Origin of the sequence: Alkalihalobacillus pseudalcaliphilus, from assembly GCF_028610675.1 — a bacterium.
GTDB classification, from domain to species: Bacteria; Bacillota; Bacilli; order Bacillales; family Bacillaceae_D; genus Alkalihalobacillus; species Alkalihalobacillus pseudalcaliphilus.
Genome location: NZ_JAQQWS010000015.1, coordinates 19,399 through 36,425, shown reverse-complemented (window position 1 = coordinate 36,425; position 17,027 = coordinate 19,399). Strand labels below are relative to the sequence as shown.

Annotated in this window: 16 protein-coding genes and 1 pseudogene; 15 read left to right on the top strand and 2 right to left on the bottom strand. The window is 37.9% G+C overall.

Annotated elements, in window-relative coordinates:
• Positions 1–12: 12 nt before the first annotated feature.
• The 10 genes from PQ479_RS19410 (at position 13) to tatC (ending at position 11,743) form a co-directional block, all read left to right on the top strand.
• Entirely contained in the window at positions 13–1,020 is a 1,008-nt protein-coding gene (locus PQ479_RS19410; protein WP_047988160.1) for an ROK family protein, read from the top strand.
• Between the two features lie 859 nt (positions 1,021–1,879).
• Positions 1,880–2,893 carry a LacI family DNA-binding transcriptional regulator gene (locus PQ479_RS19405; protein WP_047988161.1) on the top strand — a complete coding sequence of 338 codons (1,014 nt, stop codon included), beginning with the start codon at positions 1,880–1,882 and terminating at the stop codon, positions 2,891–2,893.
• A 263-nt stretch (positions 2,894–3,156) separates the two neighbouring features.
• Positions 3,157–4,470 (top strand): ABC transporter substrate-binding protein, encoded by a 1,314-nt coding sequence (locus PQ479_RS19400; RefSeq protein ID WP_047988162.1) that lies wholly within the window; start codon positions 3,157–3,159, stop codon positions 4,468–4,470.
• 92 nt (positions 4,471–4,562) lie between these two features.
• Positions 4,563–5,462, top strand: a complete 900-nt coding sequence (locus tag PQ479_RS19395; RefSeq protein ID WP_047988260.1) for a carbohydrate ABC transporter permease — start codon at positions 4,563–4,565, stop codon at positions 5,460–5,462.
• The gene (locus PQ479_RS19390; RefSeq protein WP_047988163.1) at positions 5,459–6,289 is read left to right on the top strand and encodes a carbohydrate ABC transporter permease; all 831 of its coding nucleotides are present in this window, start codon (positions 5,459–5,461) and stop codon (positions 6,287–6,289) included. Before PQ479_RS19395 ends, PQ479_RS19390 begins: the two co-directional genes overlap by 4 nt.
• Positions 6,290–6,307: 18 nt before the next feature.
• Positions 6,308–7,663: a GH1 family beta-glucosidase gene (locus tag PQ479_RS19385; protein WP_047988164.1), complete on the top strand. Its 1,356-nt coding sequence runs from the start codon at positions 6,308–6,310 to the stop codon at positions 7,661–7,663.
• 158 nt (positions 7,664–7,821) lie between these two features.
• Entirely contained in the window at positions 7,822–8,592 is a 771-nt protein-coding gene (locus tag PQ479_RS19380) for a gluconate 2-dehydrogenase subunit 3 family protein (protein ID WP_273717173.1), read from the top strand.
• Between the two features lie 16 nt (positions 8,593–8,608).
• Positions 8,609–10,324, top strand: coding sequence for a GMC family oxidoreductase (locus PQ479_RS19375; protein ID WP_047988165.1), 1,716 nt, complete (start codon positions 8,609–8,611; stop codon positions 10,322–10,324).
• A gap of 413 nt (positions 10,325–10,737) precedes the next feature.
• Entirely contained in the window at positions 10,738–10,941 is a 204-nt protein-coding gene (tatA, locus tag PQ479_RS19370) for a twin-arginine translocase TatA/TatE family subunit (RefSeq protein WP_047988166.1), read from the top strand.
• A gap of 28 nt (positions 10,942–10,969) precedes the next feature.
• Positions 10,970–11,743, top strand: coding sequence for a twin-arginine translocase subunit TatC (tatC, locus tag PQ479_RS19365; RefSeq protein WP_047988167.1), 774 nt, complete (start codon positions 10,970–10,972; stop codon positions 11,741–11,743).
• 38 nt (positions 11,744–11,781) lie between these two features.
• Here the strand turns inward: tatC and PQ479_RS19360 are convergent, their stop codons facing one another.
• Positions 11,782–12,990, bottom strand: a complete 1,209-nt coding sequence (locus PQ479_RS19360; protein WP_047988168.1) for a threonine synthase — start codon at positions 12,988–12,990, stop codon at positions 11,782–11,784.
• Between the two features lie 365 nt (positions 12,991–13,355).
• Between PQ479_RS19360 and PQ479_RS19355 the strand changes: the two genes are divergently transcribed.
• Entirely contained in the window at positions 13,356–14,057 is a 702-nt protein-coding gene (locus tag PQ479_RS19355; RefSeq protein ID WP_047988169.1) for a sigma factor-like helix-turn-helix DNA-binding protein, read from the top strand.
• Positions 14,058–14,070: 13 nt separating this feature from the next.
• Positions 14,071–14,655 carry an ATP-dependent Clp endopeptidase proteolytic subunit ClpP gene (gene clpP / locus PQ479_RS19350; RefSeq protein ID WP_047988170.1) on the top strand — a complete coding sequence of 195 codons (585 nt, stop codon included), beginning with the start codon at positions 14,071–14,073 and terminating at the stop codon, positions 14,653–14,655.
• Positions 14,656–14,848: 193 nt separating this feature from the next.
• Here the strand turns inward: clpP and PQ479_RS19345 are convergent.
• Positions 14,849–14,985, bottom strand: a pseudogene (locus tag PQ479_RS19345) (glutathione-dependent formaldehyde dehydrogenase); the annotation flags it as partial.
• A gap of 207 nt (positions 14,986–15,192) precedes the next feature.
• Here PQ479_RS19345 and PQ479_RS19340 point away from each other — a divergent pair.
• The 3 genes from PQ479_RS19340 (at position 15,193) to PQ479_RS19330 (ending at position 16,971) form a co-directional block, all read left to right on the top strand.
• Positions 15,193–15,663, top strand: a complete 471-nt coding sequence (locus PQ479_RS19340; protein WP_047988171.1) for a DUF2243 domain-containing protein — start codon at positions 15,193–15,195, stop codon at positions 15,661–15,663.
• Positions 15,653–16,450: a cytochrome c oxidase assembly protein gene (locus tag PQ479_RS19335; RefSeq protein ID WP_047988172.1), complete on the top strand. Its 798-nt coding sequence runs from the start codon at positions 15,653–15,655 to the stop codon at positions 16,448–16,450. Before PQ479_RS19340 ends, PQ479_RS19335 begins: the two co-directional genes overlap by 11 nt.
• Positions 16,451–16,539: 89 nt before the next feature.
• Positions 16,540–16,971, top strand: a complete 432-nt coding sequence (locus PQ479_RS19330) for a DUF2512 family protein (RefSeq protein ID WP_053070345.1) — start codon at positions 16,540–16,542, stop codon at positions 16,969–16,971.
• Positions 16,972–17,027 lie beyond the last annotated feature (56 nt).

Genomic DNA, 17,027 nt, shown 5'->3' with positions numbered 1-17,027 from the left:
AAGAGTGAGGGTATGATGAAATCTAACCATAAGGACGTTAAAAAGTTAAATAAGAATAAAGTGAGGACGGTATTAAGGAATAGAAAATCAACAACGAAAGCAATCATTGCACAAGAAACAGGGCTAACTGTCGTAACCATTCAATCATTGCTTAAAGAGCTCATGGTCGAGAAAGAGGTCATAAAAGGCACTTTAACTCCGTCTACAGGAGGAAGACCTGCCTCCTCATTTGTTTATAATCAAAATTTTAAGTTAGGTTTAGTTGTTTTGTTAAGAGAGTACGAGGGAGAGGATTATCTTTTCTTGGATGTAATCGATTTATTCGGAGACTCCATATTTAATGAGGTAATTAAATCACCAAACTATTATTACGTAGATATCCTCTATGCGATCGAATCTGTGCTCAATCAATTTAGAGCGATTGTCACTATTGGAATCGGTATTCCAGGTCAGTCTGATCATGGAATCATTACGGTGAGTAGTCATGAATTATTAAAGAATGTTAATTTAATCACCAAAGTAGAAGATGCATGCAAACTCCCTACCTTTCTCATCAATGATATTAATGCTGCTATATATGGGTTCAGTTATTTAAAACCGACATATAGGAAGTCCTCCCTAATTGGGATTTATTTTCCAAAGAAATCGCCGCCAGGAATGGGAATTATGCATAAGGGTCTTATTGTAGAAGGAAAAAATGGGATGGCTGGTGAGATTAAATATTTACCCATTCAAGTCGATTGGGACAAGCTATCAGAAGCAAAAGAAGCGGATTTTATCAAGGTTTTCTGTCAGGTCATGCACATTATCAATGTAGTATTAGCACCAGAAGTTTCAGTTATTTACCAAGATTTGATAAGTAGTGAAACGCTATCTAAAGAGTGGGCAGATTATTGTCAAAGAAACGAGATGCCGTCCACACCTTTCTTAACGTTCTCTAACGAATTCCATACAGACTTTTATGAAGGCGTTAAATTAAATACGTTAAAACGTATCATTTATCAAATAGAAAAAGTTTAGATATCAATATGTTTAGCGATTCACTTAAATTTGGTTTTAAGCCTTGACTGGGGAATTTTGTTTATCTTGATTATGCACCTTTATATTAGTAAATTTGTTTGCACTTTGATTTATGTAAGAAAGTTACATGGTGGTGCACATTTCTCGAGATAAGTTGACATTTCGGTCTTTGTTTTTGGTCCGTTTTTGAAAATCGAAATGACCTCACAGACGAATGAATTCGTCTGAAGGTTCATTTCGATTTTCAAAACTTCACGCAGTCGCGTGAAGTAGCCAAGCAAGCTTGGCTAACGATCCAAAAACAATTGGATTTTAATTGCTAATTCTGATGAGTGACTACTCTCTCTTTTTTGTTGGTGGTGGCTGTTTGTATGGTGCGCTGAATCTTCTTGGGGGGCTCTTACGAGCGATACCCAGAAAGAGCGGGGCTACAGCCGAATGTGAGAATCCTCAAAATCATATTGAATCAAGTACTAACAGTTAAAGAGCAAAACCACAAGCAAGAAAGTGGTGCTTGCCTTTGTTTTCTGCTTTGGTAGCGCTTCATTCACTTTGTTTTTTTGTACTTAATCATTTTAGAATATTATAAGAATTATTTTGAACTTGAGAATTAGTAGTAAACCAGCCGACGAAAATATGCGGAGACTCCCGTGGGACGTAGTGGCAGAGCTGAGATCCAGCGGCGTAGCCGATTAGCTCAGTGCCACGTGATTGTCTCGGAGCATGATTTTCGGGAGCGATGAGCAAAGCTCCGCACCCCGAGTATCAGCACTAACTTTCATACAAAAGTAATCATTGACAAAAATTAATTAGAAAATTAAGATTAAATTACGAAAGCGCTTTCGGAAGAGGGTTAATTATGACAACAATTTATGATATTGCCAAAAAAACAGGTTTTTCAATTACAACAGTTTCTCGAGCACTTAATAATTATTCTGACGTAAGTGAAAAAACAAAAAAGAAAATTTTAGACGCTGTAGAAGAGATGGGCTATTATCCTAATTCAATCGCACGGTCGCTCACGACTAAAAAATCGTGGACAATTGGTATTATCTTCTCAGAGGATTTAGGCATTGGGGTCAAGCATCCATTTTTTAATGCGGTGATTGAAGCTTTTAAACAAGCCGTTGAAAAGTATGGTTACGATATTATTTTTTTAAGCAAACGTATAGGAGGAGAAAATAAGAGTTATGTCGACCATGCCAAATATCGCGGTGTTGATGGAGTCGCCATTTTCAGCACTCATTTTGACGATGAAGAAGTCAACAAGTTGATAGACTCTCCTTTACCATCGGTAGTATTTGATTTACATAGTCATAAGACAAGTGTTGTATACAGTAATAATCAGCATGGTAGTGAGTTAGCGGTTGAGCATTTACTTCAATTGGGGCATAGGAGAATTGCTCATATACACGGTCATTTTAATACGTTTGCTGGCCAAGAGCGATATAAAGGCTTCATGGCAGCTATGGCATCAAACAATCAAGGAATCCCAGAAGACTATATCGTAAATGGACACTACTTTTCACATGAGGGTGGCTATAGAGCGATGCAAAAGCTATTGAGCTTACAACAACCACCAACGGCCGTAGTTGTATCAGGCGATATAATGGCTATAGGGGCCATTAATGCGATCCAAAATCAAGGGTTGCGCGTGCCAGAAGATATTTCTATCATCGGGTTTGATGATATTGAATTTGCCAAGTATGTCACACCTGCATTAACAACCGTTAAGCAAGACATGGAGCTTTTGGGGGAAAGTGCAGCAGAGGCTCTTCTAAAACAAATCAATGAGAAAAGCAAAGTGTACTCAGCATTAACCATTCCAGTTGAACTAATAGTAAGAAGCTCAACGGCGACCGTTCGGGAATAATGTTGAAGCGACTTGATTACTCGGATAGTTTGGAGTAATAAGTTGTGCTTTTATTTTTCGAAAGCGGTTTCGGATATAAGTTAAATACATTGAGAGGGGTGATATAGATATAAAATAAGTAGATAAATAGATGCTTACTTATGAAATGTAAACGCTTTATTTGGTATCTATCTTTATATTCTTTTATTTATTAGAAACAAATCAGTTTTTGTCGAAAGCGGTTTCGGTTAATCGAATTTCAAAAATTTTAGGGGGAACATTCCATGAAAAAGCTCTTATTGATTAGTTTTTCTTTTTGTATCCTTATGACATTAGCTGCTTGTAATGTGTTTAGCTCTGGTAATAGCGATAAGCTCGTTATTTGGTCCTTTACAGATGAGTTGGAGAAGGAAGGAGCGATTGCTGCTTATGAAGAGAAATATGGTGTTAAGGTTGAATTAACGATCGTACCGATTGAGGACTACCCGACGAAACTCAGACCTGTATTAGAAAGCGGTAAGGGTGCCCCTGATATTTTCACGGGGGAATTGGCTTTTATCAAGGAATGGGTGGAACAAGATTATTGGGAGAATCTTTCACAGGAGCCCTATAACGTTGAGCAGTGGAAAGATGATTATGTTGAGTATGTTTTTGAACTTGGTCGTAGTTCAGAAGGTGATATAAAGGCCGTATCCTGGCAAACAACCCCAGGTGGGATTTTCTACAGAAGGAGTATCGCTAGTGAGGTTTTAGGGACGGATGATCCACAAGTAATAGGCGAGATGTTTGCGACAATGGATGGTGTGTATGAGGTTGGTGAAAAGTTAAAGGCGTCAGGTTATCGCTTATTCCCTGACGAAGGGGCTATTCGTTGGTTTGCACAAGGTCAAAATCCTGAGGCATGGGTAAATGAAAATGATGAACTTATTATGACTGAGGGTAGACTCAATCATTTTGATTATGCTAAAGAGCTGAGAGAAAAGGATTATACAGCATTCGCTCCAGAGTGGTCACCGGCTTGGTTTGCATCAATGGATGGACCGATTAATTATAACGCTGGATGGGATGAGGTCGATGAAAATACAACAGATGAAGTAGAGGTATTTGCCTTTGCCCTACCTACTTGGGGTCTTCACAGTGTTTTAAAAGAAAATACGGAAGAAACGATTGGTGACTGGGGCTTAACAAGTGGTCCAAATCCTTATTTCTGGGGTGGAACGTGGTTAGGAATCTATCAAAATTCGGAAAAGAAAGATGAGGCATGGGACTTCATTCAAATGATGACACATGACGATGAGTTTTTAACGGAATGGGCGCAGCAGACAGGTGATGTGCTTTCTTATTTACCAGTTACAGAGAAAATAAAGGATGAGTTTAAAGAACCATTTTTAGCAGAACAAAATAACTATACGTTCTTTTTAGAAGAAGCACAGTCTATTAATCCAAATATCATAACACGGTATGACCAGCAGATTGATACGTTGTTTGGTAATGCGGTTAGTGAATATGTCGAGGGTACGAAGACAAAAGAAGAAGCAATTCAAGAGTTTTATAATCTTGTGAAAAACGCCTACCCGCATATACAAGCACCTGAGTAAGCGTTGGTGAAGTGGGGGTAATTATCGATATGTTAGATTACTCCCACGAATATGTAGAAGGAAAGAAAATTCAACAAAGAAAGGTGTTTGGTATGAAAAAGGTCGACAACTATGGCTACTTGTTTATCTTGCCCTTTTTTATCATTTTTATCATTTTTAGTATTTATCCAATTATCCTTACATTCTACTATAGCTTTACCAATTATTCTGGTATGGGTGCTCCAGATATTATCGGCTTATCCAACTATGCTAGGCTTTTGACTGATTCGTATTTTGTTCAAGCTTTTTATAATACGATTTATATTTGGGGTATTAATTTCTTCTTTCAAATTGTGATTGCTTTATTGCTAGCGTTGTTATTTTCTGATATTCGTTTAAAGCTCAAAGGGCTTGGCTTCTTTAGAGCGGTATTTTACTTACCTAATTTGATTACCATAGCGTCTGTCGCTTTATTATTTGGGATTTTGTTAGGGTGGCACCATGGAACCATCAATCATTTATTGCTCCAGCTAGGCTTAATATCGGAGCCGATTAATTGGTTGAACAACCCAACAACTGCTAGGTGGTCTGTTGCCCTAATCGGGGCATGGATGTGGTTTGGTCATACCTTTATCATCTTGATGGCAGGTATTTCAGGAATATCAAAAGATTATTTTGAATCGGCATTAATTGATGGGGCCAACCGTCTCCAAACATTTACAAAAATAACATTACCGTTATTAAAACCAATTTTACTTTATGTGCTCATTACTTCGTTAATTGGTGGACTACAAATTTTTGACCTACCGATGTTAATTACTGATGGCTTAGGTTCACCAGAAGGGTCCTTAAATACCATGGTTCTTTACTTATACAATCAAGCCTTCCGTTATAACAACTTTGGCTATGCTGCTGCAGTTGCCTATGGTCTTTTCCTGATTACGGTCTTGTTCTCATACATTACTTTCAAATCGATGTATAGGAATACGACGAATAAGGGGGCAGGGCGATGACAAAGCGTGGAATGGTAAAAGTTATCATTTACACCGCTCTAATTCTTTTGGCGGTAATTAGTTTAATTCCTTTTTATATGATGATTATCAATGCAACGAGATCGAATGGTGAAATATTACGACAAGGCTTTACACTTATACCTAGTGGATCATTAAAGGACAACTATGAAGTTCTGATTAGCTATATGAATGTTTGGCGTGGTTTTTTTAATAGCTTATTTGTCGCTGTAAGTGTGACGATTCTTAGTTCCTATTTTTCAGCACTGACGGCCTATGGGTTTGCCATGTATAACTTTAAAGGGAAAAATATCCTGTTTGTGACCATTTTAGTTTTAATGATGGTCCCAGGTCAGCTTGGCTTAATCGGTTTTTTTGACTTAATAAAAACACTAGGCTTTTTAGATACGTATATCCCTTTAATATTACCATCGATTGCTGCACCTTTTGTTGTCTTTTTTATGCGTCAATTTCTTGTTACAACGTTGCATATGTCTTTAGTTGAAGCGGCAAGAATAGATGGGGCAAGTGAGCTGCATATTTTCCACCGAATCGCGATGCCTATTATGATGCCAGCAATTGCGACGATGGCGATTTTTACCTTTATAGGTTCTTGGAATAATTACATCTTACCACTTGTGGTTTTATTTAGTCCTGAAAAATATACATTGCCAGTGATGATGGGTGCTTTAAGAGGTTCGCAAGTTGCACAAAATTTAGGAGCTATGTATTTAGGGATTGCGATTTCGGTCATTCCTATTATGATAGCATTTCTATTTTTATCAAAATATATCATAAGTAGTATTTCAGCAGGTGCAGTGAAAGAATAATAGACGAGGTGTTATGAATTGCTTAAATTTGATGATGAGTTTATCTTTGGGACAGCGACTTCTTCTTTTCAGATAGAGGGTGCGACATATCGGGACGGAAGGACGCCTTCTATTTGGGATGAATTCTGCAAAAAACCTGGTAAGGTAAGGAACGGAGATACAGGGGATGTTGCGTGTGAGCATTATATTCGATACGAAGAAGATATTGAATTAATTAAGGAGCTTGGTGTTAATTCCTATCGTTTTTCAATTGCTTGGCCACGTATTTTCCCTGAGCAAGGTGTTTTTAATGAAGCAGGTATGGCATTTTATCGGAATTTAGTCATAGGGCTAGTCGATGCAGGCATTAAGCCTGTTGCTACTTTATATCACTGGGATTTACCGATGTGGGCTTATGAGAAAGGTGGCTGGCTCAACAGAGAATCAGTGGTTTGGTTTTTAGAATATGCACAAAAGTGCTTTGAAGAGCTTGATTCATATGTTGATAGCTGGATTACTCATAATGAGCCATGGTGTGCGAGCTTCTTAAGTTACCATCTTGGTGTGCATGCTCCGGGTCATCGAAATATAGAAGAGGGTTTAAAGGCTGCCCATTATATTCTGCTCTCCCATGGGAAAGTTGTTGAGTATTATAAAAACCAATTCCATGGTCAAAAGCCAATTGGTATAACATTAAATTTAGCACCTGTTTATTCCGCATCGGAATCATTTGAGGATCAGCTCGCGGCCAATAATAAAGATGGTTATACGAATCGTTGGTTTTTAGATGCTATTTTTAAGGGGACTTATCCGGCTGATATGGTGAATTTATTCTCTAAGCAAGTTCATAGTTTTAGTTTTATAGAGAAAGATGATTTAGAGGTGATTTCCATTCCGTGTGATTTTTTTGGAATTAACTATTATGCGAGAGAATTAGTGGAGTTTGATAGTCTGTCTCCTACATTAAGTACAGAGGCTTATTCCAATTATCCGAAAACAGGGATGGGTTGGGATGTATCTCCAAAAGAATTTAAAGAGCTAATTTACCGTTTGCGTAAAGAGTATACTGAGCTTCCTATTTATATTACAGAAAACGGAGCAGCGTATGATGATGTACTCCTTGATGATGGGCGAGTTCATGACGCGGAGAGAACGAAATATTTGGAGGAGCACTTACAAGCCATCCATGAATTAAATGAAGATGGACAGAGGGTGGCTGGATATTATTTATGGTCACTATTTGATAACTTTGAATGGGCTTTTGGTTATGAGAAGCGGTTCGGCATTATGTATGTCGATTTTAATACTCAAAAGCGGTACTGGAAGGACAGTGCTAGAAGGTATCAAGAAATAGTCAGTAAGAGAGAACTATCGATGCAAATATCAGTAAAATAATGACAAGGCTTCCTTAGGAGATGCTCTAGGGGAGTCTTTTTGTTGTGGTGTTCATTATAAGTTTGGATTATTTTTCCAATATAAAAACTACATAAAATTGGTATTTAGAGGGGAGATTGTAACCAAGAAAGTTAAATTTTTGTAAGGGGTGATGGTCTTTGGCAGAGCAAGAACAAAAATCGACCATGTCAAGGAGACGATTCATTAAGAATTCTGGCTTAGTTGCTGGTGGTTTAGTAGGTGGAGGGATCATTGGTGGTTTAATCGGGGCTAACACAAATGGTGGCAATCAAACGGTTAACCCGGAGACTGATGGAGAGCAAACTGGTGATGCGGTTAACTATCAGCAAGCTCCTCTTTATTTTTCTAATTTAGAAAGGTTTGCTGTATTAGAAGCCGCCTGTGAAAGAATATTTCCAGAAGATGAGAATGGTCCAGGTGCGATCGGCTTGGGAGTCCCTTTCTTCATTGATCATCAATTAGCGGGAGCGTGGGGACATAATACGAAGGAGTATATGCAAGGTCCTTTTTATCCAGGCTCGCAGTTCCAAGGTTATCAAACCGCCTTATTAAGGCATGAAGTATTTGATGAAGGAATAACAGCTATGCAAAAGTATAGTGCAGACCAATATGATGGAGCATTATTTAATGAGTTGGAAGGAGAGCAGCAGGACGAAATATTGACCGTTTTTGCCAATGGAGAAGTCGACATGCATGGTGTGACATCCGATACCTTTTTCCGCTTACTACGTGCAGCGACATTAGAAGGAGCTTATGCAGATCCGGCCTACGGAGGAAATAAAAATATGCAGGGTTGGCTTATGAAGGGCTTCCCGGGTCATCAGATGAGCTATTTAAATAATATTGAAGCCGAAGAGTTTGTGGAGTATGAGCCTAGTAGTTTAAGAAGTTATACGAATCATCATTAAAAGGGGGTATGTATAAATGGCAACAGAATTACCGAAAAAGGAAGCTGTTATCGTTGGTATGGGTTGGACAGGAAGTATTATTGCTGCCGAGTTAGCTAAAGAGGGTGTTGAAGTACTTGGTCTAGAACGTGGTAAGGCAAGAGACTTAAAAGACTATTTTGTCGTTCATGATGAACTACGCTATGCGATGCGTTATGAACTGATGCAGGATTTATCGAAGGAAACGATTACGTTTAGACATCATTTAGACGAGCAAGCTTTGCCAATGCGACAAATTGGTTCTTTTTTACTGGGAGAAGGTTCGGGCGGTTCAGGTGTGCATTGGAATGGACAAACGTATCGTTTTTTACCGTATGATTTTGAAATCCGGTCGCAAACCATTGAAAAGTATGGAGAAGATAAAATTAATCAGCTTGGCCTACAATTACAAGATTGGGGAATCACGTATGAAGAGTTAGAGCCATATTTTTATGAATTTGAGCGTGCCGCTGGTATTAGTGGAGAGCCTAACCCTCTTTTACCCGAACGAGCGAATGAGTATCCGAATCCACCGATGAAGGATACGCCGATTATTAGAAAGTTTAAAGAAGCGACAACGAATTTGGGGTATCATCCAAGTCATGTTCCTTCATCTAATATGAGTCAAACTTACGAAAATCAATATGGGGCAACATTACCCGCCTGTCAGTATTGTGGTTTCTGTGAGCGATTTGGCTGTGAATATGGGGCAAAAGGAGATCCAACTGTAGCGGTTATCCCTTTTGCAAAGGAAACAGGGAATTTTGAGTTGCGTAACTTTGCCAACGTCACGGAAGTCATTTATGAGGGAGGCAAAGCGACAGGTGTTCGATTTATTGATGTCAAAACAAAGGAAGAGTTTATTCAACCAGCTGATGTTGTCATTTTAACGGGCTATGTCATGACAAATACTCGTTTATTATTAACATCGAATATAGGTCGTCCGTATAACCCTGAAACCGGTGAAGGTGTTATCGGTAAGAATTATTGCTATCAATTATTGCCAGGTGTGACAGGCTTCTTTGATGATGATCGCTTTAATTCTTATATGGGAGCAGGAGCATTAGGGGCAAATATCGATGATTTTAATGGAGATTTCTTTGACCATTCTAATCTCGATTTTATTCATGGTGGTAATATTGCCTGTACACAAACAGGAGCAAGACCTATTGCATCCAATCCTGTTCCCGCAGGGACGCCAAGTTGGGGGAAAGAGTTTAAGGCGGCTTCCATCAATTATTATACGAGGTCAATCAGTATTTCAGCCCAGGGTGCTTCTATGCCTGTACGTGAAAACTATCTCGACCTTGATCCGACCTATACGGATGCATATGGTATTCCGTTATTACGGATGACTTATAACTTTACTGATCAAGATCGAAATTTATATCACTATATTGGCGAGCGCTTAGATGAAATTATGTTAGAGATGGGAGCTTCAGAGATTAGCGAACGAGCAAATCTAGAGCATTATGACATTGTTCCATACCAAACGACACACAATACAGGTGGTGTTATTATGGGTTCTGATCCAGCTACCTCTGCTGTTAATAATTATTTGCAGATGTGGGATGCTGAGAATATCTTTGTAGTTGGAGCTTCTGCATTTGCCCATAACAGTGGATATAATCCAACTGGAACAGTAGGAGCCCTTGCTTACCGAGCGGCAGAAGGTATTTTAAAATACCGAAGCGAGGGTGGAAGTTTAGTTTAGTTTTGATGGCTTATAAGAATCAGTGAAATGGTGAATGGAAAGAGCCGTCAATGTTGTGTGCAACTGAATTACGCGACAATGAAGCCGGAAAAAGAGCCGACAATGCTGAGGAAACGGAAATACGTAGCAATGGAGTCATGAAAAGAGCTGACAACGCTGTACAAATCAAAATACACAGCATCAAGTTGAAAAAAAGCTTAATGCAGCTGAACTAGAAATACGAAGAAATGGAACTTCACTAAATAAGTGATTTTGCTTTTTAGCTGGCGGAACTTTAATTAATTGAATTTTCCTTGCTTGGTGGCTTTTATGTCATTTGATATTAGCTTTTCCGTGACTTTAATCAATAGCCTTTTGAGGAAAAGAGCACATCAGCTTTAGTACACTTTCATACAAAGAAAGGAGTAATCACAATGGGCATTCCTAATATTGGTATACCAGGGTTAATTATTATTTTGGTCATTACGTTAATCATTTTTGGACCAAAAAAATTACCCGAAATTGGGGCGGCGTTTGGTCAAACCCTATCAGAATTCAAACGCTCAGCCAATAACATCATGTCAGATGATCAAAACAATGACATAAAAAAAGACACAGAATCAAATGAAACAAAGTAGTCGAATTCACATTTAAAGGGATGATAGTATGCAGAGTGAACAACTAGAAGCACAGCAGGCACAGCAATCGCTTGTCGAGCATTTAACGGATTTACGAAAAGCGGTCATCTACTCTGTCATTTTTTTCTTGCTCTGTTTCATTGGGATTTTACTTTATATTAATAAAGTGATTCCGCTCATCACAAATGATCATAAATTGGTGATGCTTGGACCTTTAGATGTGATTCGCTTTTATACTGGTATTGCAGGAAGTCTTAGTCTTGGGCTTTCTGCACCCTTTATAGGCTATCAAGTCTGGAGATTCGCCAAACCTGCTCTAACGGAACAAGAGAGTAAGACAGCATTAACTTTTATTCCAAGTCTATTTATTAGTTTTCTCGTTGGTTTAACATTTGGTGCTTTTGTTATTTTTCCAACCGTCTATTCATTTCTTATGAGCTTAGGTGTCAAGAATTTTGAAATTATGATTACGGCAAAAGAATATTTCTCGTTTTTAATGATGACGACGATTCCGCTTGGATTTTTGTTTGAAATCCCACTGCTGTTTATGTTCTTAACATCAATAGGTATCGTCACACCGATGAAGCTAAAAGAAGTGAGGAAATATGGGTATCTATTAATGGCTGTAGTGTCGGCACTAATCACACCACCGGATTTCTTCTCGCAGTTAATGGTCCTCTTTCCGTTAATGATGTTATATGAGGCAGGTATTTTATTGTCCAAGGTGTCCTATAAAAAGAGACAGAAGAAATTAACAGAAGCAGAAGAGGAAAGCCTTTTAGTAGAACCAAATAAAGCGTGAAGAAAAAAAGAGCTAATGCCGTAGCTCTTTTTTTACTTCTATAAATGTTCACCTACTTCGAGTGTCGGAGCGAGAACGTTAACAGATTCCGGGTATTTAATGCCCATCCCGGTGTTTAAGCAAACGACTTTTTCTTGCGCTTGAATCCAATTATTGGCTCGTAGTTTTTTTACTGCTGCAAAAGTGGCAGCTCCTTCTGGACAGATAAATGCCCCTTCAAGCTCTGCTATTTCTTTTTGCTCAGCTGAAATCTCACCATCTTCAATGGCGATGGCTGTTCCGTTTGTTTCATAAATTGCCTCTAAGATGAGAAAATCACCTAATGCTTTAGGGACATTGATCCCAAAAGCTGCGGTTGAGGCATTTGGCCACATTTCTGACTCCTCTTGATTGTTCTCAAAAGCTTTTACAATCGGAGCACAGCCCTTCGCTTGCACGGCTACTAGTCGAGGTAGTTTATCTTGCTCCAACCAGCCAATTTCGATTAGTTCTTTAAATGCTTTGTAAATGCCAATAAGGCCAACACCTCCACCAGTCGGATAAAGAATGACATCAGGAACTTGCCAATCAAATTGTTCAGCAATCTCAAAGCCCATCGTTTTCTTTCCTTCAATTCTGTAAGGCTCTTTGAGTGTAGAGACGTCAAACCAATCTTTTCCTTGAACGGACTCTGCGACGACTTTACCTGCATCACTTATGAGGCCATCCATTAAATATAAATTAGCCCCCGAAATTGATACTTCATTTCTTGTAATTAGTGGTGCATCTAAAGGCATGACAATATGACTTTTTAAGCCAGCTCTTGCTGCATATAAGGCCCATGCTGCACCGGCATTTCCGTTTGTTGGCATGGCAATTTCGGATAAACCTAATTCTTTTGCTTTAGAAACCCCCACAGCTGCACCCCTCGCTTTAAAAGATCCTGTAGGAAGTAAGCCCTCATCTTTCATCCATAAATGTTGAATTCCCAACTTCTGACCATAACGGTTCATGGCTACAATTGGCGTCATACCCTCTCCCATACTCGTTATATAATCGGGATTCTTAATAGGCAATAATTCGTGATAACGCCAAAGAGTCGGTTGACGGTCTTTTAAGATGTCATGAGAAAGCTCTTCTTTCATTTTAGGATAATGATAACTAACAAGTAAGGGTGAACCACATACACATAAATTACGCACTTGATCGCTAGAACAAGTAAGTGAACATTTGGGGCAGAATAGATGGGAAACATAGCTAAAGGTCATGGGCTTCCTCCTCATTTATAATAAAATAATCTTCATATATGGTTAAATCAACAGGACAAAATATTAAAGGGAAATGTTAACAAAAAAAATAGCTAATTAGTTATATACCCTTTCCAGCAAGCATCAAACAACGTTAAAAGAGGTGCTGCGGCTTATATGAAATCCCACCGATATAGTGAGAATCAAATGGGTATAGTAAAATAAATATATAAAAGAAGTGGAACATGAAAAAGCTCAAGTAACAAAGTTAAAAACTGTGGTTTGAATTTGATTGATATCAAACGGCAGTTTTTTTATCTACCCGTATCTATTTTAAATAAAATAACGTTTATAACAATAAGAGTGACTTGAAAGGAGGCATTCATATGGAAGTGGTAATGGAGAGTCAAGAAAGTCAACAGAAACGGAAGGGTTTGGAATTAGAGCAGAAGCTGCAACTTTTTTATCCTGCTTTTTTTCACTATTGTTTGAAACTGACTTCAAACAAATGGGACGCAGAAGATTTAATGCAAGGTTCAATCATGAAAGTATTAAATGTAGACTATCAAGACATTAATTATCGTTTATTAACAAAGGTCGCCTCTCGCCTTTGGATTGATCAGTGGCGGAAAAGAAAGTTTGATTATGATGAAAACATCTATGTAAATGATGTAGCAATCGGTACTTTCACTAGCGTGGAAGAGGTAGAAGCAGCAATGGAAAAGCTGGTCAATGTTTTGACGAAGCGACAGCAAGTTCTATTTTTGTTGGTGGAGGTTTTCCAATTTAGGGCCAATGAAGTAGCAGCGTTTTTTCAAACGACAGAAGGGGCGATTAAAGCGGCCTTGCATAGGATGCGAAAAAGACTAGAAACAAGCAAAGGGAAGAGGAAGGCAGATTTTTCAGCCATTCGAGTTCAGGCACTTGCCGAGGCATTTCGTAAAAGTGATATTAAAGCGTTGATTCTGCTTGGAACGGAAGAGGAAAGTTACTTGCATATGGTTCGACAAAACCAACAGTGTCAGGCAACGAACAAATTTAATAGTAGAACAGGCAATGATTATGGCCATTTATTTATGGCTGCATAAAAGGAGGGTGATTATGGCAACATTTATTCCGCATGTTATAGAACAAACACAAACAGGTGAAAGAGGATATGATATTTATTCTAGATTGTTGAAAGACCGAATTGTCTTTTTAGGTTCTGCCATTGATGATCAAGTAGCAAATAGCATTGTCGCACAGCTTTTATTTTTAGCATCTGATGATGAAGGAAAAGACATTTCTCTTTATATTAACAGTCCGGGTGGTTCTATTTCAGCTGGATTGGCGATTTTTGATACGATGCACTATATAAAACCAAAAGTTAGTACCATTTGTACGGGGTTGGCTGCATCCATGGCTGCGTTTTTATTAATAGCAGGTGAAAAGGGCAAGCGTTTAGCACTCCCTAATTCCGAGGTTATGATCCATCAGCCAAGCGGGGGAGCTCAAGGGCAGGCAAGTGATATCGAAATATCAGCGAGAAGAATTATTCGTATGAAAAAGCATATGAATAAGATAATGGCAGAGCGAACGGGGCAAACTATAGAAAGGATTGAGAAAGATAGCGAACGTGATTATTTTATGACCGCGGAGGAAGCCGTGGCATATGGCGTAGTAGATCGAATTATTGACAGAAACTAACGGTAAATGGAATTAAAAAGCGAAAGACATGTTAGCTCGTTTAACATGTCTTTCGCTTATATTTGGTGTTAGGTAAGTTGTATGAAGTAGTGGAACTGGAACGCTTTTTTACATTTTGATTTCTCATGGCTTTCATATAATTATCTTCATTTTTATTAAAGATATGATAAGCATTGTTGCTTCATCTAATGGAATATGAATGAAGATCGGAACCACATTTTGCTGTGGAAGTTACTTTAATTATAACGTCTTGTCGGCCTTCTATATTAGGTGCCTGTATCTTTTTAACTTCTACTGCATTTTTCCTTGATAGGTTACAGCTTTCGTTATGGTCTCCTTATGTTTTGAAATGAACAGAATTAAACTAAATGAAATAGAGCAATTGGTTTATATAATTGAGGTTATCTTTTGCTTATCAGCCATCTATTCTAATTAATAAAACAATGTAAAAGGATATTTAGTTAAAGTGACATATACATAGAACAAAAATAGGTTGGCAAACTAAAGAAAACTCATTGGATAAATAGAGGAGGAACAATGGCACACGCTAGCAGGAAAATCCGAAGAAGGAATGTCATATCAGGGTTATTATTTGGGGCAGGATTAGTTGCATTTATAGACGAGGTTATATTTCACCAATTATTAAGGTGGCATCACTTTTATGATTTATCTTCTACTAGTATAGGTTTAATTTCAGACGGTATTTTTCATGCATTTAGTTGGTTTGCTACTATTTTTGGTTTATTTTTATTCGCTGATTTAAGAAGGAGAGATGATTTCATCTCCCGATTATGGTTTGCTGGAACTTTTATAGGGATTGGATTCTTTCAATTATATGATGGTTTTATCCAGCATAAATTATTAGGCATTCATCAGATTCGTTATGTTGATAATGTGTGGGTGTACGATATTGTTTGGAATTTGCTAGCATTACTGATTTTGGTAGTTGGATTAACTCTTCTTAGAGGAAGTGAACGGAAAAGTGAGATAGTAGGAAATGGCACATGATCATTTAGAAATGGAGTATTTTACTTTTATGTCCATGTCGATTAGTTTATTCTGTGCACTTATTTTTATAGGCTACTTTACTTTGGCATTAATACAGAAGAATTATAAACGCAGGTGGCCGTGGTCTAGAATCTTTTATATGTTTATAGCTTGCAGTTGTCTAATTATGCTGATTTTTTCCCCTATCGTTGAACAATCTCATGAGTATTTCAGCTTTCATATGCTTGTACATCTCGTAGTAGGAATGTTTGCACCTTTAATGATTGTACTTGCAGCTCCTTTTGTTTTAATAGTGAGGAGTTTACCTGTGAGAGTAGCTAGAATCATGATTAGGATATGTAAAAGCTTGTATTTTCGAATCGTTTTAAATCCTTATATTAGTGGGGTTATTAATATCGGTGGTTTATGGGTTTTGTATACGACGCCCTTGTATACGCTCATGCACGAGTATGCTTTGCTTAATATCATCATCCACTTACATATATTTATAGCTGGTTATTTTTTTACGTTATCTTTAGTTTATATTGAACCTGTTTTTCATCGCAAAAAATATTATCATCGTTTTATTGCTTTGATAATAAGTATCGCATTACATGGAATGTTAGCGAAATATCTCTATATTCATCCTCCTGTAGGGGTAGATGTTGTAGAGGCTCAAAAAGGGGTGCTACTGATGTACTATGGTGGAGATATAGTAGATGGGATCATTATGTTTATTATAGGCTACCAATGGTACTTGGAAAATAAGATGGGGCTAATCGTCAAAGAGGAATCTGTACAAGCTTAGTAGTCAAAAGCTAATATGTTTCGAATAAAAAATATAATTAAGAAGAAACTAATCTCAGTACGGCAATTTATAAAACAGGAGTGTATGATATGTCATATGTGAAGTCGTTTATAATAAAATGGTTTATTAGTACGGTAATTATAGGTGTAATTTTTGGGTTTGCAGGATTAAATATGGGGACAATCCTAACAATTAGTACGATATTAACGGCTGTTGCTTATTTAGGTGATTTATTTATTATGCCACGAATCGGGAATAATTGGGCTACAATCACCGATTTTTTCTTAGCTTGGGCAGGAATTGCCCTATTAGCAGATTTATTAACAACCATGCCGATCGCTCTTTATTCATTTATTACAGCAGTATTAATTGCAATAGCAGAGTTTTTTTACCACCCTTATCTGTTACAGCAGATGTCTCGTGATCAGAGCAATCACCAAGTCAAATCGATGGATGTCCAGACAGAGTTTGGTGAAGATATGGATGTAAGGGATGAGTTAGAGAGGGAGCGAAAGGATTAATTAATATTTGTTGACGGTTTTATTTAAAGTAAATTAAAAACGAAACGATAACCAAA